The organism is Enterobacter mori, from assembly GCF_025244905.1.
Lineage (GTDB): Bacteria > Pseudomonadota > Gammaproteobacteria > Enterobacterales > Enterobacteriaceae > Enterobacter > Enterobacter mori_A.
The window spans coordinates 2,777,757-2,801,868 of sequence record NZ_CP104285.1; the positions used below are offsets into that span (position 1 = coordinate 2,777,757).

Annotated in this window: 21 protein-coding genes; 2 read left to right on the plus strand and 19 right to left on the minus strand. The window is 57.5% G+C overall.

Going from position 1 to position 24,112, the window contains the following annotated elements:
• Nucleotides 1–8 precede the first annotated feature (8 nt).
• Nucleotides 9–752 (minus strand): copper homeostasis protein CutC, encoded by a 744-nt coding sequence (gene cutC / locus N2K86_RS13110; RefSeq protein ID WP_260661676.1) that lies wholly within the window; start codon nt 750–752, stop codon nt 9–11.
• A 78-nt stretch (nt 753–830) separates the two neighbouring features.
• Nucleotides 831–1,391 (minus strand): VOC family protein, encoded by a 561-nt coding sequence (locus N2K86_RS13115; protein ID WP_260658885.1) that lies wholly within the window; start codon nt 1,389–1,391, stop codon nt 831–833.
• A gap of 239 nt (nt 1,392–1,630) precedes the next feature.
• Between N2K86_RS13115 and argS the strand changes: the two genes are divergently transcribed.
• A complete protein-coding gene (argS, locus tag N2K86_RS13120; protein WP_260658886.1) occupies nt 1,631–3,364 on the plus strand; it encodes an arginine--tRNA ligase in 1,734 nt (577 codons plus the stop codon).
• 75 nt (nt 3,365–3,439) lie between these two features.
• Here argS and bglB read toward each other — a convergent pair whose 3' ends face one another.
• From bglB to N2K86_RS13200, 16 genes are all read right to left on the minus strand, one after another.
• Nucleotides 3,440–4,579, minus strand: coding sequence for a beta-galactosidase BglB (bglB, locus tag N2K86_RS13125; RefSeq protein WP_260661677.1), 1,140 nt, complete (start codon nt 4,577–4,579; stop codon nt 3,440–3,442).
• A 4-nt stretch (nt 4,580–4,583) separates the two neighbouring features.
• Entirely contained in the window at nt 4,584–6,167 is a 1,584-nt protein-coding gene (locus N2K86_RS13130; RefSeq protein WP_260658887.1) for an MFS transporter, read from the minus strand.
• Between the two features lie 261 nt (nt 6,168–6,428).
• Nucleotides 6,429–6,824: a flagellar protein FlhE gene (gene flhE, locus N2K86_RS13135; RefSeq protein WP_260661678.1), complete on the minus strand. Its 396-nt coding sequence runs from the start codon at nt 6,822–6,824 to the stop codon at nt 6,429–6,431.
• Complete coding sequence (flhA, locus tag N2K86_RS13140; protein WP_260658888.1) at nt 6,821–8,899, minus strand: flagellar biosynthesis protein FlhA; 2,079 nt, start codon at nt 8,897–8,899, stop codon at nt 6,821–6,823. The genes flhE and flhA overlap by 4 nt, the downstream gene beginning before the upstream one ends.
• Entirely contained in the window at nt 8,892–10,040 is a 1,149-nt protein-coding gene (gene flhB, locus N2K86_RS13145) for a flagellar biosynthesis protein FlhB (RefSeq protein ID WP_407065233.1), read from the minus strand. The genes flhA and flhB overlap by 8 nt, the downstream gene beginning before the upstream one ends.
• A gap of 148 nt (nt 10,041–10,188) precedes the next feature.
• Nucleotides 10,189–10,833 (minus strand): protein phosphatase CheZ, encoded by a 645-nt coding sequence (gene cheZ, locus N2K86_RS13150; RefSeq protein ID WP_029485121.1) that lies wholly within the window; start codon nt 10,831–10,833, stop codon nt 10,189–10,191.
• Between the two features lie 10 nt (nt 10,834–10,843).
• Nucleotides 10,844–11,233 (minus strand): chemotaxis response regulator CheY, encoded by a 390-nt coding sequence (gene cheY / locus N2K86_RS13155; RefSeq protein ID WP_010432528.1) that lies wholly within the window; start codon nt 11,231–11,233, stop codon nt 10,844–10,846.
• A 16-nt stretch (nt 11,234–11,249) separates the two neighbouring features.
• The gene (locus N2K86_RS13160) at nt 11,250–12,299 is read right to left on the minus strand and encodes a protein-glutamate methylesterase/protein-glutamine glutaminase (RefSeq protein WP_010432526.1); all 1,050 of its coding nucleotides are present in this window, start codon (nt 12,297–12,299) and stop codon (nt 11,250–11,252) included.
• Entirely contained in the window at nt 12,296–13,162 is an 867-nt protein-coding gene (gene cheR, locus N2K86_RS13165) for a protein-glutamate O-methyltransferase CheR (protein ID WP_260658889.1), read from the minus strand. The genes N2K86_RS13160 and cheR overlap by 4 nt, the downstream gene beginning before the upstream one ends.
• Before the next feature lie 19 nt (nt 13,163–13,181).
• Complete coding sequence (tap, locus tag N2K86_RS13170; RefSeq protein ID WP_260658890.1) at nt 13,182–14,783, minus strand: methyl-accepting chemotaxis protein IV; 1,602 nt, start codon at nt 14,781–14,783, stop codon at nt 13,182–13,184.
• A gap of 44 nt (nt 14,784–14,827) precedes the next feature.
• Nucleotides 14,828–16,495 (minus strand): methyl-accepting chemotaxis protein II, encoded by a 1,668-nt coding sequence (gene tar / locus N2K86_RS13175; RefSeq protein ID WP_260658891.1) that lies wholly within the window; start codon nt 16,493–16,495, stop codon nt 14,828–14,830.
• Between the two features lie 84 nt (nt 16,496–16,579).
• On the minus strand, nt 16,580–17,542 hold the full coding sequence (locus N2K86_RS13180; protein ID WP_260658892.1) for a Csu type fimbrial protein: 963 nt from the start codon (nt 17,540–17,542) through the stop codon (nt 16,580–16,582).
• Complete coding sequence (locus tag N2K86_RS13185; protein WP_260658893.1) at nt 17,539–19,923, minus strand: fimbria/pilus outer membrane usher protein; 2,385 nt, start codon at nt 19,921–19,923, stop codon at nt 17,539–17,541. Before N2K86_RS13185 ends, N2K86_RS13180 begins: the two co-directional genes overlap by 4 nt.
• The gene (locus N2K86_RS13190) at nt 19,899–20,657 is read right to left on the minus strand and encodes a fimbrial biogenesis chaperone (protein WP_260658894.1); all 759 of its coding nucleotides are present in this window, start codon (nt 20,655–20,657) and stop codon (nt 19,899–19,901) included. The genes N2K86_RS13185 and N2K86_RS13190 overlap by 25 nt, the downstream gene beginning before the upstream one ends.
• A 16-nt stretch (nt 20,658–20,673) precedes the next feature.
• Nucleotides 20,674–21,222, minus strand: a complete 549-nt coding sequence (locus tag N2K86_RS13195) for a Csu type fimbrial protein (protein ID WP_260658895.1) — start codon at nt 21,220–21,222, stop codon at nt 20,674–20,676.
• A 12-nt stretch (nt 21,223–21,234) separates the two neighbouring features.
• Complete coding sequence (locus N2K86_RS13200) at nt 21,235–21,807, minus strand: Csu type fimbrial protein (RefSeq protein WP_260658896.1); 573 nt, start codon at nt 21,805–21,807, stop codon at nt 21,235–21,237.
• A 429-nt stretch (nt 21,808–22,236) separates the two neighbouring features.
• Between N2K86_RS13200 and N2K86_RS13205 the strand changes: the two genes are divergently transcribed.
• Entirely contained in the window at nt 22,237–23,502 is a 1,266-nt protein-coding gene (locus N2K86_RS13205; RefSeq protein WP_042716086.1) for a dicarboxylate/amino acid:cation symporter, read from the plus strand.
• 96 nt (nt 23,503–23,598) lie between these two features.
• On the opposite strand, the gene cheW is transcribed toward N2K86_RS13205, so the two are convergent.
• Nucleotides 23,599–24,102 (minus strand): chemotaxis protein CheW, encoded by a 504-nt coding sequence (cheW, locus tag N2K86_RS13210; protein ID WP_010432502.1) that lies wholly within the window; start codon nt 24,100–24,102, stop codon nt 23,599–23,601.
• Nucleotides 24,103–24,112: the final 10 nt, after the last annotated feature.

Consider the following 24,112-nt stretch of genomic DNA (forward strand, 5'->3'; position numbering starts at 1 on the left):
GTACGTTGCTACACGTGATGACGTTCAATCAACGATTTCATTACCGCAACCGACTCTCCCTCTACACCGTAGCGTGAGTACTCATCCGCTTCAGCATCCGTCGACATAGACAACCCTGTATTGCGATAACGCATGGGTGACGGTATCCATTGACCTGCCGAGCTGTGAAGCTCTTCTACCCCTGCGTCTAAAAACAGTTCCAGATTGCTGGCGCGTACTCCTGCGCCCGCCATGATTATTGGAACACCGGAATGTGCTTTTAGTTCCGTAATTAATTGCAGTCCTTTTTCCGCTGACGACTGCTGACCCGATGTCAGAATGCGCGCCACGCCAAGTTCTCCAAGCGTTTCAAAGGCCTGAAGCGGATCTTTACACATATCAAATGCACGATGAAAAGTGACTACCAGCCCCTGCGCGGCGCTCATGACCTGACGCATGCGCGGTATATCAATATTGCCGTCTTCATCCAGTAGACCGGTAACCATCCCCGGGAACCCCAGTTCCCGAACGAGCGCGATATCATCAAGCATGGCACTGAACTCGCCCGCCGTGTAACAAAAATCACCGCCGCGCGGACGAATAATCGGGTGAACGGGAATGGTGATGGCCTGACGGGCAGACTTCAACACGCCGCAGGAGGGCGTCAGCCCGCCCTCTTTCGGTGCCGCGCACAGTTCAACGCGGTCAGCTCCGTGTTTTTGCGCGGTGACGGCACACTCCACGCTGTAACAACAAATCTCCAGCAGCGCCATGTAATCCTCCTTAAATTTCACTCAACGCACCATCATGGCACGCCGCCCTATTTCAGTCCTGGCGTGAATTCACAACTCTTACGCTTCACTGGCGACGATCTGTTCGATCGTCCACGGATGGAACTTCACCGTCACCTGTCCGTCCGTCACCGCAAGCGTCGGGTTGGGTAAACGCTCGCGCTCACCTTTCGGGGAACTCGTTTTCACAAAAATGCCCGGCTGGCTTAAGCCCTCGTCGGATAACAGCGCCAGCGCGCGCGCGCTCAGCGTTTCAGGCTCGCCCGGCAATACAATTTCGATGTGCTCCCAGCCTTCATGCGGATAACGTTTCTCACCCGGCCACGGCAGTTCGACCACGGTGAATTGCCAGTGCGCGACACACACCGGTTCATGCAGTTTGAACAGGCAGATTGGTCGACCGTTAATGATATTCTCAGATAGCAGTTCACCGCACTGCTCGAAACCGCGACGCCAGCGCTCGGCTGTCGCATTCTGGTGACAGCGCAGAGAGATGTGATCGGCCTCAAGCGGTGCGATCTCCAGACCCAGGCGGGTGGCAAGTTCTGTGAACGCCTGAGTGAAGCGCGGTAAATCTGCGGAAATATCATGCAGTTCGTCAATGGTTTGCCAGTTCGCCATATGTCAGTCTCTTATCATGTCGCAAAGCCGCTAATTTACTCTGTTCCCCTCTTTCGACCAACCGCAGAATAGGGGTTTTTACGACTGCATGATTATGCACACCTTCTTAGCCTGGATTCTGTACTATCTTCAGCCCCCGCAATGCTGACGCCAGAGGGCATTTGCAGTATACTCCCGCCCTAAATTCTTTAACGGGCGCGGGTCGTTGTTCCCCCGCACCAAAAACGTAAGGTATCCAGGTGAATATTCAGGCTCTTCTCTCAGAAAAAGTCAGTCAGGCACTGATTGCCGCAGGCGCGCCTGCGGATTGCGAACCGCAGGTTCGTCAGTCAGCAAAAGTACAGTTTGGCGACTATCAGGCTAATGGCGTGATGGCAGTGGCTAAAAAACTGGGCATGCCGCCGCGACAGCTCGCTGAGCAGGTACTGACGCATCTGGATCTTTCCGGCATTGCCAGCAAAACCGAAATCGCCGGTCCGGGCTTTATCAACATCTTCCTCGAGCCTGCGTTCCTGGCAAGCCACGTTGACGCTGCGCTGAAATCAGACCGTCTCGGTGTGAGTCAACCGAAGGCGCAGACCGTCGTGATCGACTACTCCGCGCCAAACGTGGCAAAAGAGATGCACGTTGGCCACCTGCGCTCCACCATTATCGGTGACGCCTCCGTGCGTACCAATGAATTCCTCGGTCATAAAGTGATCCGCGCGAACCACGTGGGCGACTGGGGAACCCAGTTCGGCATGCTGATTGCTTACCTGGAAAAACAGCAGCAGGAAAACGCAGGCGAGATGGCGCTGGCGGACCTGGAAGGGTTCTACCGTGAAGCCAAAAAACACTACGACGAAGACGAAGCCTTTGCCGAGCGCGCACGTAGCTACGTGGTAAAACTGCAGGGCGGCGATCGATACTTCCTCGAGATGTGGCGCAAGCTGGTTGACATCACCATGTCCCAGAACCAGCTGACCTATAACCGCCTGAACGTCACCCTGACCCGCGACGACGTGATGGGTGAAAGCCTCTACAACCCGATGCTGCCTGGCATTGTGGCAGACCTGAAAGCCAAAGGTCTGGCGGTAGAGAGCGAAGGTGCAACGGTTGTGTTCCTTGATGAGTACAAAAACAAGGAAGGCGAACCGATGGGCGTCATCATCCAGAAAAAGGATGGCGGCTATCTCTACACCACCACCGATATCGCCTGTGCGAAATACCGTTACGAAACCCTGCATGCTGACCGCGTGCTGTATTACATCGACTCCCGCCAGCACCAGCACCTGATGCAGGCGTGGACTATCGTACGTAAAGCCGGTTACGTGCCGGATTCCGTACCGCTGGAACACCACATGTTCGGCATGATGCTGGGTAAAGACGGTAAGCCGTTCAAAACCCGCGCGGGCGGTACCGTTAAGCTCTCCGACCTGCTGGACGAAGCGCTGGAACGCGCCCGTCGCCTGGTCGCGGAGAAGAACCCGGACATGCCTGCTGACGAGCTGGAAAAACTGGCTAACGCTGTCGGTATCGGCGCGGTCAAATACGCGGACCTGTCCAAGAACCGTACCACTGACTATATCTTCGACTGGGATAACATGCTGGCATTCGAAGGCAACACTGCGCCCTATATGCAGTATGCCTACACCCGCGTGCTCTCCGTGTTCCGTAAGGCAAGCATCGACGAAAGCGTGCTGGCGAACGCCACGGTGAGCATCACCGAAGATCGCGAAGCACAGCTGGCAGCGCGCCTGCTGCAGTTCGAAGAGACGCTGACGGTTGTGGCACGCGACGGTACGCCGCACGTGATGTGTGCTTATCTGTACGATCTGGCGGGTCTGTTCTCCGGCTTCTACGAGCACTGCCCTATCCTGTCCGCAGAAAGCGAAGCGGTTCGCAACAGCCGCTTGAAGCTGGCGCAGCTCACGGCGAAGACCCTGAAGCTAGGTCTGGATACCCTGGGTATCGAAACCGTAGAACGCATGTAAAAACAAAACCCGGCGCAAGCCGGGTTTTGTTTTGTAGCCCCGGCAAGCGCAGCGCCACCGGGGATATCCACAGGTTCAGAAGTATTTCCGCAAATACTCCGTCAAACAGAGAATCGCCATCGCCTGCCCATACGGCATCGACGTCAGCGGGATCTGGCGATAAAACTCAAGATCGCTTCCCATCCCCGTACCGAAGGACGTTTGCAGCAGCTCCCCTTCCGGTGAGATATTCTTCACGATACCGCGAATGGCTTTTTCTGCCACTTCGGCATACTCCGCGCCGACATAGCGCTTGCGCACCGCTTTCAGAATGCCGTAGGCAAACCCGGCGGTGGCTGACGCCTCAAGATAAGAGTCTGGATCGTCCAGCAGCGTATGCCACAGCCCACTCTCGTCCTGACATTTCGCCAGCGCCGCAACCTGCGCGTTCAGCACCTGCACCAGATAGCGGCGCACGGCGTTGTTTTCCGGCAGGTCCACCAGCTCGAGAAAGTCCGGGATCACGATGGTCAGCCAGCTGTTTCCGCGCGCCCAGCGGGCATTGGCGAAGTTATGGTTGCCGTCATAGCTCCAGCCGTGGAACCACAGGCCGGTCTCCCGATCCATCAGGTTTTGCACGTGCAGCAGGAACTGATAGACCGCCTCTTCAACGTACTCCGGTTTATTGAGCAGCTTGCCAATTTTCGCCAGCGGCAATACCGTCATCATCAGCGTATCATCCCACATCTGCTGATGGTTCTCTTCCGCGAGGGTGATGTGCTGCATGCCGCCGCGATCGGTACGCGGCATCTCATTCATCGCCCATTCCGCCCAGCTTTCCAGCCACGGCAGCCAGGCCGGGTTTTTCGTCTCTTCGTAGCGATAGGCCAGCGTCAGGAACGGTGACATGGTATTGACGTTTTTGGTGGTTGCGCCTTCCGCAAAACGGTCGGCAAACCAGCCGTCGATAATCTCGCGCATACCTTCGTCGCCCGTCTGGCAGTAGTACTGCCAGATCCCGTACAGGCCGACGCCGTGCGTCCATTCCCATCCGGCCCAGCCTTTGGTGTCGATCACGCGCCCGTCGTCCAGCCGCAGCAAAAATTGCCCGGTTTTGTCGTGGATATTGACCAGGTTATGCGTCACCTTTTGAATCAGCGACTTCAGCTCATCCCTGGCGATAAAGCGCTCGGGCTGACGCAGTAACGGGCTATGTTTGACAGGCCAAACTTTCATCATCTTAACCTCTGTTGTATGTCGAATTCAGTACCGCGCGATCCTTCAGCGAAGGTGCCGCCGGTTTATTACGATTCAGATAACCAATATTGTTGTTGCCCCACAGTGACTCGTAGGGCATACCGGCCAGCATTTCCACGGTCTCGCGGGCCTGCGGCGTGGCAGCGTCTGGCATCGCCCGGCCGGACTCCCGCATTTTCGCGGTCTCTTCGCGCAGCGTGCTGTGGGTCTGCAAATTGAGTTTGAAGCACAGGGAAACGAGGAAGCCGCAGAACAGCACCAGAATGGTGCCCACGCTCAGGATCATCAGAATGGTGTGGCTCACTTCCGCAGGCTGCACTTTCTGGCCGCTGACAAAGCCGGACATCTGCATCACGATGCCCACCAGCATTACCGCACCGGCCTGAGACGCCTTACGGGTCAGGGTCATGATGCCGGCAAAGATCCCCTCGCGGCGCTGGCCGGTGATCACTTCATCGACGTCAGCAATGTAGGTGTAGGTATTCCACGGAACGTAGTTGATACCGCCGCGACCCAGCCCAGCCACCGCAGAGATCAGCAACAGCAGTGAGTAAACGTCGCTCAGACCCGCGTAGTAGAGCACGGCGTAAGAAATCGATGCCAGACCAAACAGCACCACCACCATGCGATAAGACGGCGCAGGCCCGAAGCGAATGCACAGCGGGATCATCCCGATTACCGCCAGGAACTGGAAGATGGCCATCGTGCCCAGCAGGTTAGACGCCATTGACGCTTCCTGCATCAGCACGAACACCACGTAGTAGGTGAACACCGCGTTAAAGACGTCCTGCGCGATGTAGCCGCCGAGGTACATGCCCAGATGCTGGCGGAAAATCTTGATGCGCAGCGTCGAGCTTAATTCCACAAACAGACGGTTCAGGCTCTGGCCCAGCGTCAGCTTCTTCTTCTCTTCTTCGGCACGGAGCGCCGCTTCAGACCACTCCTCACGCGGGCGCTCCCAGGTAAAGAACCAAACGAAGGTCAGCATCAGCGCGCAGAGCACAGAGAAAACCAGGCTTGCGTAGAAGAAGGAAACCGCATTGTCTTTCCCGAAGTGGGTCAGCAGGATCCCCGGCAGGAAGGAGGCCAGAATGGCGGACATCTGCGCCATAGAGATACGCGCCCCGGAGAACTTGGTTTTCTGTTTAAAGTCGTCGGTCATTTCCGGCACCAGCGTTTCGTACGGCACCAGAATCATGGTGTAGACAATATCAAACACCAGATAGGTCAGCAGGTAGTACCAGAAGCTCATGTCCCCCACCCACATCAGCGAGTAGCTGAACACGCACGGAATACCCAGCAGGATAAAGAACTTACGGCGACCAAAGCGCTTACCGAGCCATGTCGAACCAAAGTTATCCGTCAAAAAGCCCATCAGCGGGCTGACAACGGCATCCAGCACCCTTGCGGCGGCAAAGATGAACGTTGCTTCAATCGGTGTGAGTCCACAGAAGGTGGTATAAAAATACAAAAGCCAGGCCGCCGTCAGCGCGGTGGTACCCGCCCCGAGGAAATCGCCTGACCCGTAAGCAAGATAATTTGCGAGTCCAATTTTACGTGTTTTCATTGCCGTCCACCCTAATCAGTTTTGGGAGACTCCCTGTAAGCAAACCTCGTCCGGGAGTTTTTACACGGCTACAGTAAAAGTATCGACTTATTGAAACCTTTCTGTTTCTGCCATCGCACAGGGGTGAATGGCAAAAATGCAAAGAGTATCGTCACGCGTGTCACTGATTTATAAAACAGCGTTTCTATTTCATCAAAAGGTGAGGTCAATTTTGCGAGCCAGCCATCAGATTTGATTGAAGGCTGGCGAAAAGGCAGGCAATTAACGGTAGTTGACGATGACGGAATTGCTCTGAACTTTCAGCGCCGGGATCAGGCGACCGCCACCCGGCACCTCCCAGATAAAGCGTAAAGGCTCGACGGCGGGCACACCGTTGAACGCCTGGGTCGTACCGCTTTCACCGTCTATTTCGGTACAGCGCGTCTGGGAGCAGAGACGCACCCGCAGCCCGGCGGGCGTTGGGCCAATCAGCTTATAGTTCCAGACCACCAGCGTCATGAGGCCAGAAGCCGGTTCCGACGGCGACAGCGGACGCGAAGACATTGCCACCCCGCGATTGCTGAGGGTGACGCCCATGCTGCTGGCCTGCCACGTCCCCTCACCTGCGGCCTGGGTCGCCAGCGGGAAAATGAGTATCCATAGCCACTTGCGCATTATTTTCCTCCAATGGTCGCCGTCATACGAATATGGCGATTGTCCGACAGCTCCATATTCGACAGCACCACCAGCTGGTTCAGGCTACGGCGCAGGAAGCGTGAAAGCAGCGGCCGCAGAGCATGATTGACCAGCAGAACCGGCGGCGCACCGAGCATCTCCTGACGCGCCAGCGCCTCCTGGGTCTGCGCCAGCAAGCGGTCGGCCAGACCCGGCTCAAGGCCACCACCGCCCTGCAACGCCTGCAGCAGCAGACGCTCAAGCGGCGTATCAAGGCCAATCACCTGCACTTCTCCGGTGCCAGGGAACCACTGCTGGGTGATCGCACGGCCCAGCGCCACGCGTACCACCGCCGTCAGCTCGTGCGGATCGCTTTGCAGCGGCGCATGCTCGGCCAGTGTTTCCAGGATGGTGCGCATATCGCGGATCGGCACCTTCTCATCGAGCAGGTTCTGCAGCACCTTGTGCAGCGTGGTTAACGTCAGCACGCCCGGGACCAGATCTTCCGTCAGCTTCGGCATCTCCTGCGTCACGCGGTCAAGCAACTGCTGCGCTTCCTGACGCCCAAACAGCTCGGCGGAGAACTGACCAATCAGATGGTTGAGGTGGGTCGCCACCACGGTACTGGCTTCAACAACGGTATAGCCCTGAATCTGCGCCTGCTCTTTCAGGGCGCTCTCAATCCAGATAGCCGCCAGGCCAAAGGCAGGATCGATGGTTTGCTCGCCTGGCAGCGTGCCCGCGGCGGTGCCGGGGTTGATCGCAAGCCAGCGGCCCGGATAGGCATCACCGCTGCCAATTTCGACCCCCTTCATCAGAATGCGGTAGCGCGCGGGCGGCAGGTCCATATTGTCGCGAATGTGGACAACCGGCGGCAGGAAGCCCATATCCTGGGCGAATTTTTTACGGATGCTGCGGATACGCCCCAGCAGTTCGCCATCCTGCTGGAAGTCCACCATCGGGATCAGGCGATAGCCCACTTCCATCCCCAGAGAATCTTCCAGCTGCACGTCGTTCCAGGTGGCCTCTACGGCCTGGGTATTCTCCGGCATTTTCACCGGCACGGGCTCTGCTGCCGGTTTCATTTCACGACCGCGCATCCACCAGGCCAGGCCCAGCAAACCCGCGGTGAACAGCAGGAACACCAGGTTTGGCATGCCCGGTACCAGGCCGAGCAGGCCCAGCACCGCCGCCGCCAGCAGCATCACGCGCGGGTTGCTGAACAGCTGCCCCACCATCTGCTCACCCACGTCCTGATCGGTACTGACGCGGGTGACGATAACACCCGCTGCGGTCGAGATAACCAGCGCCGGGATCTGGGCGACCAGACCGTCACCGATGGTCAGCAGCGTATAGCTTTCCGCCGCGTGGCCCATGTCCATCCCGTGCTGAAGGACGCCGACAAGCAGCCCCCCGACCACGTTGATGACCATGATCAGGATGCCTGCGATGGCATCGCCGCGCACAAACTTACTGGCACCGTCCATCGAACCGTAGAAGTCCGCTTCCTGCGTCACCTCCGCGCGGCGCTTTTTCGCTTCATCTTCTGCGATAAGCCCGGCGTTCAGGTCGGCGTCGATCGCCATCTGCTTGCCCGGCATCCCGTCCAGCACAAAGCGCGCACCGACTTCCGCGATACGACCCGCACCTTTGGTGATAACCATAAAGTTGATGATCACGAGGATGACAAACACCACGATACCGATGGCAAAGTTACCGCCCACGAGGAAGTGGCCAAAAGCCTCAACCACTTTACCCGCCGCCGCCGCGCCGGTATGGCCTTCCATCAGAATGATACGGGTAGACGCCACGTTCAGCGCCAGTCGCAGGAGCGTGGTAAACAGCAGAATGGTCGGGAACGCCGCAAATTCCAGGGTGCGCTGGGTGAACATCGCCACCAGCAGCACCATGATGGACAATGCAATGTTGAATGTGAAAAGCAGATCGAGAATGAATGCCGGGAGCGGCAGTACCATCATCGACAGTATTAGCAGGATGAGAATCGGCCCGGCAAGGATCTGCCATTGGGTCGATTTCAGGTTGCCGGGCAGGCGCAACATTGCCACCAGATTAGCCATCAGTGTCCTTCTCGTTCAAAAAATCCAGCGCGTCAGGCACCGGAAGGTTTTCAGGTTTCACAGGTCGTTGACCGCCAGCCAGACGCCAGCGTTTTAATTGCCATACCCAGGCCAGCACTTCCGCCACGGCGGCATAAAGTTGACCTGGGATCTGCTGCCCAATTTCCGCATGGCGGTATAAGGCACGCGCCAGCGGCGGCGCTTCAAGAATGGGAACACGGTTTTCGGTCGCGATTTCACGGATACGCAGCGCAATCAGCCCTGCCCCTTTCGCCACCACTTTCGGCGCGCTCATTTTGTTTTCGTCATACTGCAGCGCAACGGAGTAGTGTGTCGGGTTGGTGACAATCACATCGGCTTTAGGCACGTCTTCCATCATGCGTCGGCGGGCAGCCGCACGCTGCATCTGGCGGATACGCCCTTTCACGTGCGGGTCACCTTCCATCTGCTTATATTCATCACGAATATCCTGACGTGACATGCGCAGCTTCTTGAAATGGCTATAAAGCTGGAAGATAACGTCGAAGCCCACCATCGGGATGATACTGAGCACCACCAGCAGCGAGCACAGGCCTATGAGGTTCATGGCATTGCTCATGGCACTCAGCGGCGATTCGCTGATAAGGCGCATCATATCTGGCCAGTTGTGCAGCAGATAAAACCCTGCGGCGCTCCCCATCAGGGTGGATTTGAGGATCGCTTTAATCAGTTCTGCCCCGGTCTGGGCAGAAAACATACGCGCAATACCGGGAAACGGATTGAGTTTAGAAAACTTGGGTTGCAGTGACTTACCGCTGAACACCAGCCCGCCCAGCATGATCGGCGACACAATCGCCACCAGCACCACGCCGGTAATCAGCGGCAGTAAAGCGATCATCGCGCCTTTAATCAGAATAATAATTTGGCCAAGAATGAGATTGGGATCGTTGACCATGCTGTGGTCAAAACGTAACCCCGCAGAGAGCATGCCCGCCAGTCTGCGGGCAAGCGACTCCCCACCCAACCAGATAATGCACACGCCTACGATAAGGATCAGCAGGGATGTCAGTTCTCGGGATCGGGGGATCTGCCCTTCCTCACGCGCTTTTTCAAGTCGGTGGGGTGTGGGGGCTTCCGTTTTGTCGTCGTTCTCTTCTGCCACAATGCATGCTCAGCCCATTACGTCACGGGTATCATGCCAGCACGAGGAAAATCCAATGGCGGGAAAAGCCCGTTTATTCGGGCTCTTTTCGGGGATTCTGTCGTAAAACGCCTCAGGCAGCGTGAGCCCCCTGAGGCGGAATAGCGCATCAGAAACCGAGACTGTCCAGCAGGTCGTCCACCTGGTCCTGGCTTGCCACAACGCCCGCTTTGGTGGCGTCGAGCTGTGGGCCATTGAGGAGGCTTTCGTTCTCGCGTTTCGGACGGGCAGCCGGTTCCGGGATGTTCTCCAGCAGCACCATCAGCAGCTGACGTTCAATCTCCTGAATCACATCCATCATGCGCTTGATAACCTGACCGGTGAGGTCCTGGAAATCTTGCGCCATCATGATGTCCAGCAGCTGCGCGTTGGTGAAGCTGGTGTGGCCCGGCACATCGCCCAGGAACTGGCGGGTATCCGTCACCAGTTCGCGCGCGTCAGCCAGCTCGATAGGATTTTCAAACCACTCATCCCAGCGCTGGGTCAGCGCTTTCGCGCCCTTCTCCATCGCGTCCTGGTGCGGCTGTGACGCTTCAACGCTGTTCAGCGCACGCTCAGCGGCCTGCGCGGTCATCTGCACAACGTAGTCCAGACGGTCACGTGCATCAGGAATCGCTTCTGCAGCTTCAGCGATAGCCTGATCCAGCCCCAGTTCACGCAGGCTGTCGCGCAGCATGCGCGTCAGGCTACCAATGCGGGCGATAATGTCGCTCGGTGAATGTTCTTCAACGGGTTTCATAGCAGGTTGCAACATATCCATCACCTCACATGCCGAGTTTCTCGAAGATCTTGCCGAGCTTCTCTTCCAGGGTTGCTGCAGTGAATGGCTTCACCACATAGCCGCTTGCGCCCGCCTGGGCGGCTGCAATGATGTTCTCTTTTTTCGCTTCTGCGGTCACCATCAGCACCGGCAGTGACGCCATACCGGCATCCGCACGAATGGTTTTCAACAGTTCCAGACCGTCCATGTTCGGCATGTTCCAGTCGGAAATCACAAAACCAAAGCCACCCGCCTGCAGTTTGTTCAGCGCATCAACGCCGTCTTCTGCTTCTTCAACGTTGTTGAAGCCCAGCTCTTTCAACAGGTTACGCACGATGCGACGCATGGTGGAAAAGTCATCCACAACCAAAAATCTGAGCTCTTTGTCCGCCATAAAACTACACTCCTCTTTAAATACGTATTGCCTGTCCGGCACTGATTTTCGCCAGCATCTGCTGGCTTACCTGGCTAAGATCGACCACTTCGCTCACGCCACCCATATTGATGGCCTCGCGCGGCATGCCGAACACCACACAACTTGCTTCATTCTGCGCAATCGTCCAGGCGCCAGCCTGGTGCATCGCAAGCATTCCGGCGGCACCGTCGTTGCCCATCCCCGTCAGGATCACCCCCACGGCGTTGCGCCCCGCATGTTTCGCCACCGAATGAAACAGCACATCCACTGACGGACGGTGCCGGTTAACCGGCGGTCCGTCATGAATTTTGATTTGATAGTTCGCGCCGCTGCGCGACAGCTCCATATGCTTATCGCCCGGCGCGATGTACGCATGTCCCGGAAGCACGCGCTCGCCGTCTTCAGCTTCTTTCACGCTGATCTGACACAGTTTGTTCAGACGTTCAGCGAACGAGCGGGTAAATCCCGGCGGCATATGCTGCGTAATGAGAATACCCGGACTTGAAAGCGGCAATGGCTGGAGTACATGACGAATTGCCTCTGTTCCTCCGGTTGACGCCCCAATCACCAGCAGTTTTTCCGAGCTGAGTAACGGACCGGCCTTCAGTGTTGCCGGTGCCGACATCGGTTTGTGCGCCGCAAGCTTCGCCCGAGACGCGGTGCGGATCTTCTCAGCAATCATCTCGCTGTAGGCCAGCATCCCTTCGCGGATGCCGAGCTGCGGCTTGGTAACAAAGTCCACCGCCCCCAGCTCCAGCGCGCGCAGGGTGATTTCCGAGCCCTTCCCGGTCAGGGAGGAGACCATCACCACCGGCATCGGGCGCAGGCGCATTAATTTTTCAAGGAAATCGATGCCATCCATGCGCGGCATTTCGACATCCAGCGTCAGTACGTCGGGGTTATATTTTTTAATTAAATCCCGCGCTACCAGAGGATCAGGGGCGGTCGCCACCATCTCCATATCGCTGTGGCTATTGATGATTTCAGTCATGATCTGGCGCATCAGCGCCGAATCATCGACAGACAATACCCTGATTTTACTCATGCTTTTTCCTTACTCAGCGCATATACCGTTTGCCCACGCAGGCTAAACTCACGCACGAGGTTGCTGAAGTTTTCCGAGTGCCCGGCAAACAGTAAACCGTCAGGCAAGAGCTGCGGAACAAAGCGACGCAAAATGTCCTGCTGCGTCGTTTTATCAAAATAGATCATGACGTTACGGCAAAAAATGGCGTCGAAAGGACCCGGCACGTTGTACTGCTTATCCAGCAGGTTAACGGGCGCGAATTCGACGCAGTTCGCCAGCTCCTGGCGTACGCGTACCAGGCCTTCATGCGGGCCCGTGCCGCGCATGAAGTAACGCTGCAGCTGCTGAGGCGAAAGCGTTTTCAGTTCATCCTGCCGATAAACACCATTACGCGCCTTCTCCAGCACCTCGGTGTCGATATCGCTGGCGTAGACTTTCCAGCGTCCTGGCGCCATACCCAGCGTGTCTGCAAGGGTGATCGCCAGTGAGTACGGCTCTTCACCCGTCGAGGCGGCCGCACTCCAGACGCGATACTCGCCGCTGCGTCGACGCGCGTGGTCCGCCAGCACCGGGAAGTGGTGAGCTTCACGGAAAAACGCCGTCAGGTTGGTGGTTAACGAGTTAATAAAAGCCTGCCATTCGGCGCTGTTCTGGTTCGCTTCAAGCATGCTCAAATAGCGACCAAAATCATCCAGCCCAAGCGTGCGCAAGCGCCGCACCAGTCGGTTGTAGACCATGTCTCGCTTATGATCCGCAAGCACGATCCCCGCACGCTGGTAGATTAACTGACATATCCGACGAAAATGCGCGTCGGACAGCGCGAGGCGCTGTGTCATCTGTAACAATAATGACGTTTGCCCTGAGGGCGTGGGTGATGTCATAGCGCCTTCTTAATCACATTCAGGATACAACTGGCACGGCCTGTGACCGCCCGACTTCTGTTACTGCTTCAACGTGCTCTTTGACATTAAACACCGCGACCAGCCCGGTGAGATGGTCGGCCTGGTTTGCCAGCTGGTCGGTCGCGGCTGCCGCCTCTTCCACTAACGACGCGTTCTGCTGCGTGACCTGATCCATCTGGCTGACGGCCTGGGCCACCTGCTCGATCCCACGGCGCTGCTCATCCGACGCCGAGGCGATTTCCCCCATGATGTCGTTAACCCGGGTGACGGAAGTGACTATTTCAGTCATGGTTTTCGCCGCCGTATCGACCAGGGCAGATCCCTGCTGAACACGGGAGACCGACTCTTCTATCAGCCCTTTAATCTCTTTCGCCGCGTTGGCGCTGCGGCTCGCCAGGTTGCGCACTTCGCCCGCAACGACCGCAAACCCGCGACCCTGCTCGCCCGCACGCGCCGCTTCAACGGCGGCGTTGAGCGCCAGAATGTTGGTCTGGAACGCGATACCGTCAATCACGCTAATGATGTCGCCAATTTTCTGCGAACTGGCGGCGATATCCTGCATGGTACTGGCCACGTGAGAGGCCTGGTCGCCCCCTCGCTTCGCCGTCATCGCCGCCTGTTTTGACAGATCCGACGCCTGACGCGCGTTGTCGGCGTTCTGGCTTACCGTCGCGGTCAGTTGCTCCATACTGGCCGCCGTCTGCGCCAGCGAGGCCGCCTGCTGTTCGGTACGGGATGAGAGATCGTTATTGCCTGCTGCAATCTCAGAGATCCCGGTGTGCATGGCATAACTGCCCTGCCGCACGTCGCTCACCGTTTCCCGCAGCGAGCCCTGCATCGCCTTCAGACTGGCAAAGATTGCCGAAATTTCGTTCTTCCCGTACACCGCCACCGGACGCGCAAGGTTGCCTTTTGCGATGCTGTCGAAGTGGCTGCTGATAATCGCCAGCGGTTGCACAATCATCCTGCGTGCCCAGAACAACGCGCCGCCGGTCAGCATCCCCGCCAGAATCACGACCACGGCAAAGATCACGCCCGACATGTGATAGCTGGTACGGCTCGCTTCACCGGCACGTTGAACAGACTGGTTAATATCCTGCTGCCACGCGTTAAAGCTGCCGTCAAACGCCGCCTGAGACGCCTGTACCGGCGCGGTCATGAAATCCGAAAGCTGGTTGTTCTCAAGCCAGGTCGCCTGGTGATCCAGATCGCTGTACCACTGTTCAAAATTCTTTTTCATGGCCGCTTTCAGCGCTTTCTCTTTCTCGCTGTCGGTGGCCTGCGCCGTGAAGGCTTTAAACTGCGCGTCAGCCTGCTTCAGGCTGTCGCGCGCGGTCGCCATCAGCGCCTTGATGTCATCCGGCGGATAGCTCAGCGCGGTCAAGGTACCTGCCTTGTTCAGCGCAGTGCTTGCCTGCAGCAGCACGGCACGGGTTTGTGCCAGCGCGGAGCGCTGCTGATTACTCGCCTCGACTTCCTGCAAATTCTGATAACCATCGCGAAACGCCCAAAAAGACAACCCGTTACTGCCAACCTGCAACACACCGCAAAGGATCAGAATCAAAAACAGTGTGGTCGAGATACGAATACGATTTAACATCCACGCTCCCATCAAGCGGCAAGCAGCCGCGGTTTAATTGTCAGTCAAAATGTTTCCCAGTTTTTATCTTGTCCGGTCGTCGCGGTACGCGTAGGTGTTGCTGCCGTTGCTGCGGCGGGCGCACGATACATCGTATGTGAATCGACCGTTTTTGCTGCGAGTGAAGCGAGACGAAACGCCGAGACGGCCATCTTCAGACGGCTCGCCTGGTCCTCCAGCGCAGCGGCCGCCGCAGCGGACTCCTGCACCAGCGCGGCGTTTTGTTGTGTCACGCGATCCATTTCCGATACCGCCAGGGCGACCTGGTCGATACCACGACTCTGCTCATCAGATGCAGAGGCGATTTCACCCATGATGTCCGTTACGCGGGTAACGGCATTCACGATGTCATTCATGGTCTCCCCTGCGCTTTCTACCAGCACGGAGCCGGTATCCACGCGGGAGACAGAATCTTCAATCAGGGCTTTGATCTCTTTCGCCGCATTGGCGCTGCGGCTGGCGAGATTACGCACTTCACCGGCCACCACCGCAAATCCGCGGCCCTGTTCTCCGGCACGGGCCGCCTCAACGGCGGCGTTCAGCGCCAGGATGTTGGTCTGGAAGGCAATGCCGTCGATAACGCTGATGATGTCGGCGATTTTCTTCGAGCTGTCGGCGATTTCGTGCATGGTTTTCACCACACCATCCACCACGCGACCGCCGCGCTGCGCCGTCTCAGAGGCGCTTTCTGCCAGCTGAGACGCCTGACGGGCGTTGTCGGCGTTCTGCTTCACGGTGGCCGTCAGTTCTTCCATGCTGGCTGCGGTCTCTTCCAGAGCAGACGCCTGCTGTTCCGTACGGGAAGAGAGGTCGTTATTCCCCATCGCAATTTCGCTGGTGCCGGTATAGATAGCCTCGGATCCGTTACGCACGTTGGTAACGGTCTCCACCAGCGAGCGCTGCATATGGTCAACGCTGTTTGCCAGTTCGGTGATCTCGTTGCGCCCGGAAACGGTCAGCGTTTTGGTCAGATCGCCTGAGGCGATGTCGCGGATATGCGCAATCACGCGGCCCAGCGGGTTGAGAAGAATGTGACGAATGCCGTACCAGACGGCCACCAGCACGATGACCAGCGCCAGCGCCAGCACGGCCATCTGCCATTTGGCGAAACGGTAGTCGTTCTGGCTTTCAGTAAATGCGGAGTGGTACAAGTTGCTGCTGGCTTTAGCATACTCACCCAGCGCCGCGCCGAGTGCGTTTTGCATCCCCTGCGTCGGCTGAGCGAAATAGGCATCCATGTTGCCGCTCTCCAGGAACTGGATCAGCTCCGTCAGCCCGGCAAAGTAGGCGTTGTATTTCTCATCAATGTTGGCGCTCGCCTGCTCCATCGCAGGCTGCGGGGCAATCTTTTTGAAGGCGTCGTAATGTTTTGCCGCGTCGGCAAGCGTGGCACGCGCGTTTTTCAACAGATCCGTTTTCGCGCTGCTCTGCTGATTGTTTGGATCCATCATCATGCGCGCGGACGAACGGCTCAGGTTAATACGCGTTTGCAGCATCAGATCCCACGTCGTGGTCAGTTCACTCTGCTGCAGCCGCAGATCGTTCGAGGCCACGAAGCTGTCCTGGTTCTGTTTTAACGACGAGAAAAAGAGGCTACCGGAAATAAGCTGAAGAAGTGCGAAAATGACCAGCACCATCATGAGCATTGTGACAACGCGGATACGGTTCAACATACAACACCTTCTCATAGATTTATTAACGGTGTTATCGGCACAGGCCACAGGAACTTTACATTTGCGAAAGGGAAAAGCGCGGGCTTAAAACGCCACGTCGACAATCAGCGTATCGGTGTAGGTTCCGGCGGGAGGCGTGGCCTGGCTGGTCAGGACTTTTGCGGTGTAGTTATAGGTACGCAGTAAACCGTCGGTGCTGACCTGCGACGATGTCGCGCTGGTCCAGCGTTCGCTGCCGCTGCTGCCCCAGCGGTTGGTGGTGGCTTCTTTATAAATGTCATAACTCATGGTGTTACTGCCGCTGACCATCCGGCGGACATTATTGAGGGCGTTGGCACCATTATTAATGCCAATGGTGTAGGTGCTGCCTTTGGTGCAGGTGACGGCAATGGCCTGCGAGACGGTAGGGAAACTTTGTACCAGCGGTGCGCTGTTGAAGTTCACGTCCGGCGTGGTCATGGCGCTGCAGTCGTTGGTGACGGTCATGTTAAGCAGAATGCTGGTCGTTGCGGTTCCCGTTTGTGGGGTGGTACACAGACCCAACACGCCAATCGAGCAGACGTTATAGTTGATGCTGAAGGTCAACAGCACCTGATACGGACCGGCCGTGACGTTTTGTCCGGGCACCGTTCGGAAATAAAGAGGAATGTTGTACCGTTTTGACCCCAGCAGGCCGAGGAGCGTGTTACCACTCCATGTATATGCCTTACTGATTTGCACTTCACTGCTGCTTGCACATCCCGACAAACCGCATAAGCGCGTGGGGATCACATCCGTAATGGCCGCGTTGTCGGTGCGCTTCATCGTGGCACGACTGTTCCCCGATACGGACGCCGCTGTGTAGTTAAGCGTCACCGAGTCATTGGTCAGGAGATTGAGCACGGCATCACACGCCACCACCAGCGTGCCGGTCGTTTCAACCTCGCCCGTGCCGCTAAGGGCGAACGAGGTGACGCTACCAAACGACGCATTGACCGTACTGACGGTGCACGCCGCCCAGCCGCCGCCGGAAAACAGCAGCAACATCCACAGCAGCAGGCGCCTCATGGCCCCTCCCGGCACACCAGTGGACCGTAGGTTTGCAGCTTGTGCTCCGGATTGGCGCCCACGGTCAGCGTGGCTTTGCAGCGTTTTCCGTTAGGTGATATCACCTCGAGCGGATTCACGTCGCTGAGATTTTCCAGCCAGGCGATGCCGTCATACCCCACCACCGCGTTGCTGCGCGAGACGCGTCGGACCTGGCTTCCCACCGGCAACGCTTGTCCGTGCTCATCATGCAGAATAACGCTGGCCACCCGCTCCTGCTCCATCGGGAAATCGACCAGATAGCCGCTGTGACGGCGAATGGCGATCCGGCGCTCCGTCTCTTTCAGGCGGGTATCCGCGGGGAGATTCAGGGTATCAATCCGGTAACTTGCCGGGTAATACGCCGACACCCCGCTCACCAGCAGGTAACCGTTGTTATTGGTTTTACCGACGGGCTGGTTCTCATAGCTAACGGGCACGTCCGGGTGACCGTCGGTACTGATTACCACAAACGCATCGTTGATTTTGTTCGCCGCAAACAGCTCGCCGTCCATAAGCACAACGGATCCCATCGCCTCGCCCCACCAGGTCATGGTGTCCCTTTCGCCATAGCCGCCGCCCTGCAGCTCTATGTTGTTATTGCGCCAGCCCAGCGTCCCCTGTTGATAATCACTGGATCTTGACTGGTTGGCCCAGGCCATGTTCCAGCTGAACCCTCCGTCAGAGGGCATGGAGTGGTTGTAGTTAATGCGCTGGGTGCTGCCTGCGTCCGGGGTGTTTTCAACGGTGACGGCAGCGCTATCGCGCTCCCCTAGCGGCACCTGTAGCGACAGCGCGACGGTCCAGTCTCCGCGCTGCCGATCCCGGCTGCCGGCGAGATAAATACTGCTTGCGCCCCACAGGTTGCGGCTCCAGGAGAGATTAAGCAGCTCGGTTTTTTGACCGTCAAAACTCTCCACGCCGATCCAGGCCGCGCCGATGTTGCCGTACTGTCCCAGATTGAAGGTGAGAGAATACTGGTCCGTATTGCGGCTGAAGCTGGCAATGGGTTTATCGTTTTCGTCATAGACCGTCGGCTGGTCGTAAAGGGCGAGGTTGCCAAAGCCGCGGTCGCGACGCGTGTGCTGGGTGGCGACGCTAAACTCGCTGGTACTGTACTGGTAGCCCCAGTTGATTTGCCCACCCTCGTCACCGCGCATGCGGCTTTGCGAGTAAGCGGTATTCACCACGCCAAGCTGACCGAGTTTTATCACCGTTCCCGCCCCGCCCAGCGCCAGCTCCTGCGCCCCTTCCGCATGACCCTCCAGCGTCAGCCAGTCCGTCATCCCATAGCGATACGAGCCGCTGCCTGCTGCCGAACCGTAGTCAAAATTCTTGATACCGTAATTACGCCGCAGGCTGCCCAGGGTCACGGCACCGTCGCTCAGCCCTTGTTTAAGCAAGTCGCTGGTGACGTAAAACGGGAGCGTGGTGCTCACCTGTCGCCCCAGCGCATCCGTCGTGACCAGCACCGCATCCCCGGCGCCGTTGATATAGGGCAGATTAGTCAGGGTGAAGGGGCCAGGCTGAAGCTGCGTTGAGCCGGAACGATAGCCGTTGATAAAGAGATCGACCGAAGTGGGTACCGCGGCTTCCCCCGCGAACTCGGGCAACGGCCATGTCACCAGGTCTGGGCGCAGGGAGAAATCCCGCCCGACACTCACCCCGCCCATCCGCACGCTGGAGCTCCAGCTCAGGGCATCGCTGATCACATCCCCGGCGCTCCAGCTCATCGCGTCATCTTCATTCGTGAACAGCAGGGTCGTGTCATAGCGAACATACCCTTCCTGCTGGCCGTCGTTACCGGTGAAGTTTTCCCGGGCGTAGCCGGTGGAGGAAAAAGAGCCGTTCTCGTTGAAGTAGCGGAACTCATGCCAGAGGGACGCCTGACCGCCGATATGTTCCGTGTGGTTGGTGTAGAGATCGTAATTCAGCAGCGCCCCGCGCCCGAAGTGCGGTTTGGCCTGTGCCGTTTGCGCGCTGAAAGGGGTCACGCGGGCCGTCACCCAGTCGCGGGGAACGGTCAGCAGCAGACGCTGCGCGGCGCTGTCGTACTCCACACGAACCCGATCAAGCGAGGAGAGATTCACCTCTCCGGTGGGAACATGCGCAGGCGGCAGCCCCGCGCGCAGCAAATCGGCGCTGGAGATAAAGAAAGCGCCTTTACGCTGCGTCACCGGCACCACCAGACCGGTATCGTAGTGGTTAAGCACGAGGGCAAGCTGGAAGACTGCTTCATCATTTATCGCCTGTGCCTGGGGAGGCGGCGGCAAACTATCGTCGCCGGGCTCGGCCAGGGTCGCGGAACTGACGCAAAGCAGTATCATCATCGCTGGCTTCAGTTTACGGGCGTCGACTGCCATTGTGCGTCCCTGGCATTAATCTGCGCGCTCATCCGCTCTGGCTGACGAACGCCAGCGGGTACCGGCCAGCTGCGGGTACTGCCCGGGAGGACGTAACCCAGTAATCCCTCCGCTACCGTGCGTTTCTGCCCCCCCTGCTCCAGCGTCACCTGGCTCAGCCTGACATGAACATCCCCCCGGTTTCGGACCTCCAGAGCAGGCTGTCCACTCGCCTGCGTCACCCGCCAGCTCAGGTTTTGGGTCTCAGCCAGCGCGTGGTGTGCGCCCTCTTTTATCGTCGGAACCCCTTGCCCATACACAAACAGAGGGATGGAGTAGCGCATCTGCAATTTGAGGCCGATGCTGGGTTCGGCTTTAGCATCTGGCTGGGGAATTTCATCCACGATGATGCGGTAAGCCTGTTCGATACCTGCGGGAACTGAAGTCTGTTTGATAAGGCGAATAAGCTGCTTGCTGCCAGTGCCAATCGTGACGATCGGCGGGCTGGCGACCACGTCCTGCTGCGCGGTATAACGCTCGTGTCCGTCCACCTGTTTCCAGCGCACGATGCGGACCTGCATCGTCGTGGCGCTGTTTCCCTGGTTCTGGATCCACAGTTCGGTGGCGTTGGCGTCCGCAGCCAGCCACGGATCGATCGGCCACAGCAGGATGGTGGCCGCCGCCTGCGCCTGCCCGGTTGCCACCGTTATGCTCAACGCGCCCGCCAGACAAACGGGTCTGAAAAATGGCTTCATCAACACTCTCCCTTTATTACCATGACAAGGTCACGGTGAGCTGATCGGAATAGGTTCCCGCCGGGCTAAAACCGGTCAGTAGCGCCACGCCAAAAAGCGGCAGCGCGATGTTATTGCTGTTGGTATAGGTCACCGGTATCGCCTGGTTGACGCCAATTTCGCTGTTCGCGGCCAGCGAACTGCTGCTGTAGAGCCGGTACGGCACCAGTTCCGTTCCACCGGACCGCTTCATGCGGCGAACGGATGAATAATTTTGACCGCCATTAATGCTCATGCTCAGCGCCACGCCCGGCGTACAGGCGATGGACAGCGCCCCGTTTGGCACAAAGCTGGTACTGACCGGCGCGCTCTCGACGCCGTTATGGCTGCCAAAATCCAGCGTGCCGAAAAGCCCGCCGCTACCGGTAGCCACCGCACATCCGGGTACAATCGTCGCGCTGACCTTAAAGGACTGAGATGTCACCGCCTCCGCCGTCGGCATCATGAGCAATACGACCATCAGCGTGAAAAAAGGGTGCACGCGTCCCTCTGCGCGTTTGCGCAGACGTTTCAACGTTGCCTTCATTGCGGTGGAGGACTAGTAGGTGACGCTGACGTTAATCGTGTCGGTGTAGGTCCCCGGTACGACCGTCACGCTGTTGCCGCCGCCGGTAATACGCCCGTAGAGGGTATAACTATCCACCCCTCCGGCCGTAGAGGCGATCGGCAACGCGGCGTTATTGGCAATCACGGTATTAAACCCGCTGTCGCTGTACAGGCTGTAAGCCACGCCCTGTGCCGTATTGGACGTGTTAACCAGATAGCGCGCAGGGGTTCCTGGCGTGCCGACAACGGTGCCGGGGGCCGTGGAGTTGGTGTTGCCGACGATTGCCACCGTATAGCTGGCGGTTGTGCACTGAATGGTGAAGGTGTTTCCGCCGCTGGCACCGGAGAGCTGCGTGGTCAGGGTAGAAAACGTGGCGGGATGGGTCCCGAAATCGAGTGTCCCGAAGTTAATGCCGCTTTGCGCGGGCGATCCGTTTATCAGACACCCGTTTGTCAGCGTCAGCGTCGCGCCGATGGTGCCGCTGCTGGTCACGGCCAAAGCCTGAGGGGCTATTATCGCAGCCAGTAACGAGCCTGCGCAGATCAAAAGGCGTTTTCTTTTCATTTACCACTCTCCAGAAGACGTCGCCGTTCCCTTGCCACATTTTATTTTTGCTGTTCAAGATGTTAGCCCCGCTTAAGGTTCCTCTGAGGGGGTTATTGAGAATTTAGTTTACGGATATCGCTTCGACCACCTTCCCCTTTACACATAAGCCATATGTCTTATTGACTCCCTATTTTCATAAATAACAGGGAGTTAAATTGATTCAGGCGGCGATTTTGTTTGATCAGCAGAGAATATATCCATTAAAGTGTGATCTTAATCACAATATATCGTCGGCACATTCACAACAAATTTAATAAAACTTAAAAAGGAGTTGTATCCCCCTACGCTTTGCGTCAATTTATGGGCCGAATAATTTCCCGCTTCGTAATAAAAAATTTATATGTATCGACGCGGGCAACATCTGAAGCGCATAGAGGGTCCTTTTTCGTGGCAAGTGCAAACAAACTCACACTCTTCATCGTGATATTCATGCTGGCGGGTATTCTTTCAGGGGCAGCAATTCATGAATATGCATCTGCGGATGCCATCAAAGCCTGGTCGGATAATATTACCCTTCTGACCGATATTTTCCTCCGTCTGATCAAAATGGTGATCGCGCCCCTTGTCTTCAGCACGCTGACCGTTGGCATTATGAAGCTGGGCGAAACCTCCACCATTGGCCGCGTAGGCGGCAAAGCGATGGTGTGGTTTATCAGCTCATCCGTGCTCTCTATTCTGGTGGGGCTGTTTATCGTCACCCTCGAGCATCCCGGCAGCGGTCTGAACCTGACGGTTCCGACAGAAGCTGTGGATACCGGCCTGGCCGTCAGCGGCATGACGCTGAAAGCCTTCCTGTCGCACACCATTCCGACCAGTATCGCTGGGGCGATGTCGAACAATGAGATCCTGCAGATTGTGGTGTTCTCGATGTTCTTCGGCATTGCTGGCGCATCGCTGGGGCAGAAATTCAACGCGCCGCTGGTGGCCGCGCTGGATGTGGTTTCCCATATCATGCTGAAGGTCACGGGTTACGTGATGTACGTTGCTCCGCTGGCCATTTTCGCGGCGATCTCTTCCGTCATCGCCACGCAGGGTCTGGGCATTCTGCTGAACTACGCCTCCTTTATCGGCGGCTACTATGTGGCGATCCTGCTGACCTGCATGGTGCTGCTGGCCGTGGGTTACATGGTGCTGAAAAAAGAGGTGTTTCGCCTGGTCAGCATGCTGAAAGATCCGGTCCTGGTGGCCTTTACCACCAGCAGCTCTGAAGCCGCCTACCCTAAGACGCTGGAACAGCTGGAGCGTTTTGGCTGCTCGCGCAGTATTGCCTCTTTCGTCCTGCCGATCGGTTACTCCTTTAACCTGGTAGGCTCGATGGTGTACTGCTCTTTCGCTTCGATGTTTATCGCCCAGGCATACAACATTCACCTGAGCTTCTCGGAAGTGACGGTTCTGATGCTGACCCTGATGCTGGCGTCAAAAGGCATTGCGGGCGTACCGCGCTCGTCGCTGGTGGTGCTGGCGGCAACGATCCCAAGCTTTAATATTCCGGTGGCCGGTATTCTGCTGCTGATGGGCATCGACCACTTCCTGGATATGGGCCGCTCGGCGATTAACGTTCTGGGGAACGGGATTGCGACGGCGATGCTGTCGCAGAATGAAGGTGCGCGGGAAGCGGAAGCAGAAGCTGAGCTGGTAAAGCAGGAAGCGTAATGGCATGAAAAAGCCGGGTGGCGGCTTCGCCTTACCCGGCCTACAAATGGCTCGAACACGTAGGCCGGGTAAGCGTCAGCGCCACCCGGCTTTGTTTTATGCTACATGGCTCGCGGCGATATCCAGCAGCGCCATCTCGTCGCTGTTCAGCAGCTTCTCAATGTTCACCAGAATCAGCATACGCTCGCCGAGCGCGCCCAGGCCGGTCAGGTATTCGGTCGACAGCGTGACCGCAAATTCCGGCGCAGGACGAATCTGGTCAGAAGTCAGGGAGAGCACGTCAGATACGCCATCCACCACGATACCCACCACGCGCTGTCCCAGGTTGAGGACGATCACCACGGTGTTGTCGTTATACTCCACGTCGCCCTGGCTGAACTTCACGCGCAGATCGACGATAGGCACGATCACGCCGCGCAGGTTGGTCACGCCTTTGATAAACGCAGGCGTGTTAGCGATGCGGGTAACCTGATCGTAACCACGAATTTCCTGCACTTTCAGGATATCGATGCCGTACTCCTCATCGCCCAAAGTGAATACCAGGAATTCCTGCCCTGATGGCTCGCCCGCCAGCTTCGTTACATTACTCATACCGGTCATGTTTTTACCT

Coding starts and splice junctions, on each gene's coding strand:
- cutC (WP_260661676.1), bottom strand. CDS start 752: ATGGCGCTGCTGGAGATTTGTTGTTACAGCGTGGAGTGTGCCGTCACC.
- N2K86_RS13115 (WP_260658885.1), bottom strand. CDS start 1,391: ATGGCGAACTGGCAAACCATTGACGAACTGCATGATATTTCCGCAGAT.
- bglB (WP_260661677.1), bottom strand. CDS start 4,579: ATGAAAGTTTGGCCTGTCAAACATAGCCCGTTACTGCGTCAGCCCGAG.
- N2K86_RS13130 (WP_260658887.1), bottom strand. CDS start 6,167: ATGAAAACACGTAAAATTGGACTCGCAAATTATCTTGCTTACGGGTCA.
- flhA (WP_260658888.1), bottom strand. CDS start 8,899: ATGGCTAATCTGGTGGCAATGTTGCGCCTGCCCGGCAACCTGAAATCG.
- cheZ (WP_029485121.1), bottom strand. CDS start 10,833: ATGTTGCAACCTGCTATGAAACCCGTTGAAGAACATTCACCGAGCGAC.
- cheY (WP_010432528.1), bottom strand. CDS start 11,233: ATGGCGGACAAAGAGCTCAGATTTTTGGTTGTGGATGACTTTTCCACC.
- N2K86_RS13160 (WP_010432526.1), bottom strand. CDS start 12,299: ATGAGTAAAATCAGGGTATTGTCTGTCGATGATTCGGCGCTGATGCGC.
- cheR (WP_260658889.1), bottom strand. CDS start 13,162: ATGACATCACCCACGCCCTCAGGGCAAACGTCATTATTGTTACAGATG.
- tap (WP_260658890.1), bottom strand. CDS start 14,783: ATGTTAAATCGTATTCGTATCTCGACCACACTGTTTTTGATTCTGATC.
- tar (WP_260658891.1), bottom strand. CDS start 16,495: ATGTTGAACCGTATCCGCGTTGTCACAATGCTCATGATGGTGCTGGTC.
- N2K86_RS13180 (WP_260658892.1), bottom strand. CDS start 17,542: ATGAGGCGCCTGCTGCTGTGGATGTTGCTGCTGTTTTCCGGCGGCGGC.
- N2K86_RS13185 (WP_260658893.1), bottom strand. CDS start 19,923: ATGGCAGTCGACGCCCGTAAACTGAAGCCAGCGATGATGATACTGCTT.
- N2K86_RS13190 (WP_260658894.1), bottom strand. CDS start 20,657: ATGAAGCCATTTTTCAGACCCGTTTGTCTGGCGGGCGCGTTGAGCATA.
- N2K86_RS13195 (WP_260658895.1), bottom strand. CDS start 21,222: ATGAAGGCAACGTTGAAACGTCTGCGCAAACGCGCAGAGGGACGCGTG.
- N2K86_RS13200 (WP_260658896.1), bottom strand. CDS start 21,807: ATGAAAAGAAAACGCCTTTTGATCTGCGCAGGCTCGTTACTGGCTGCG.
- cheW (WP_010432502.1), bottom strand. CDS start 24,102: ATGACCGGTATGAGTAATGTAACGAAGCTGGCGGGCGAGCCATCAGGG.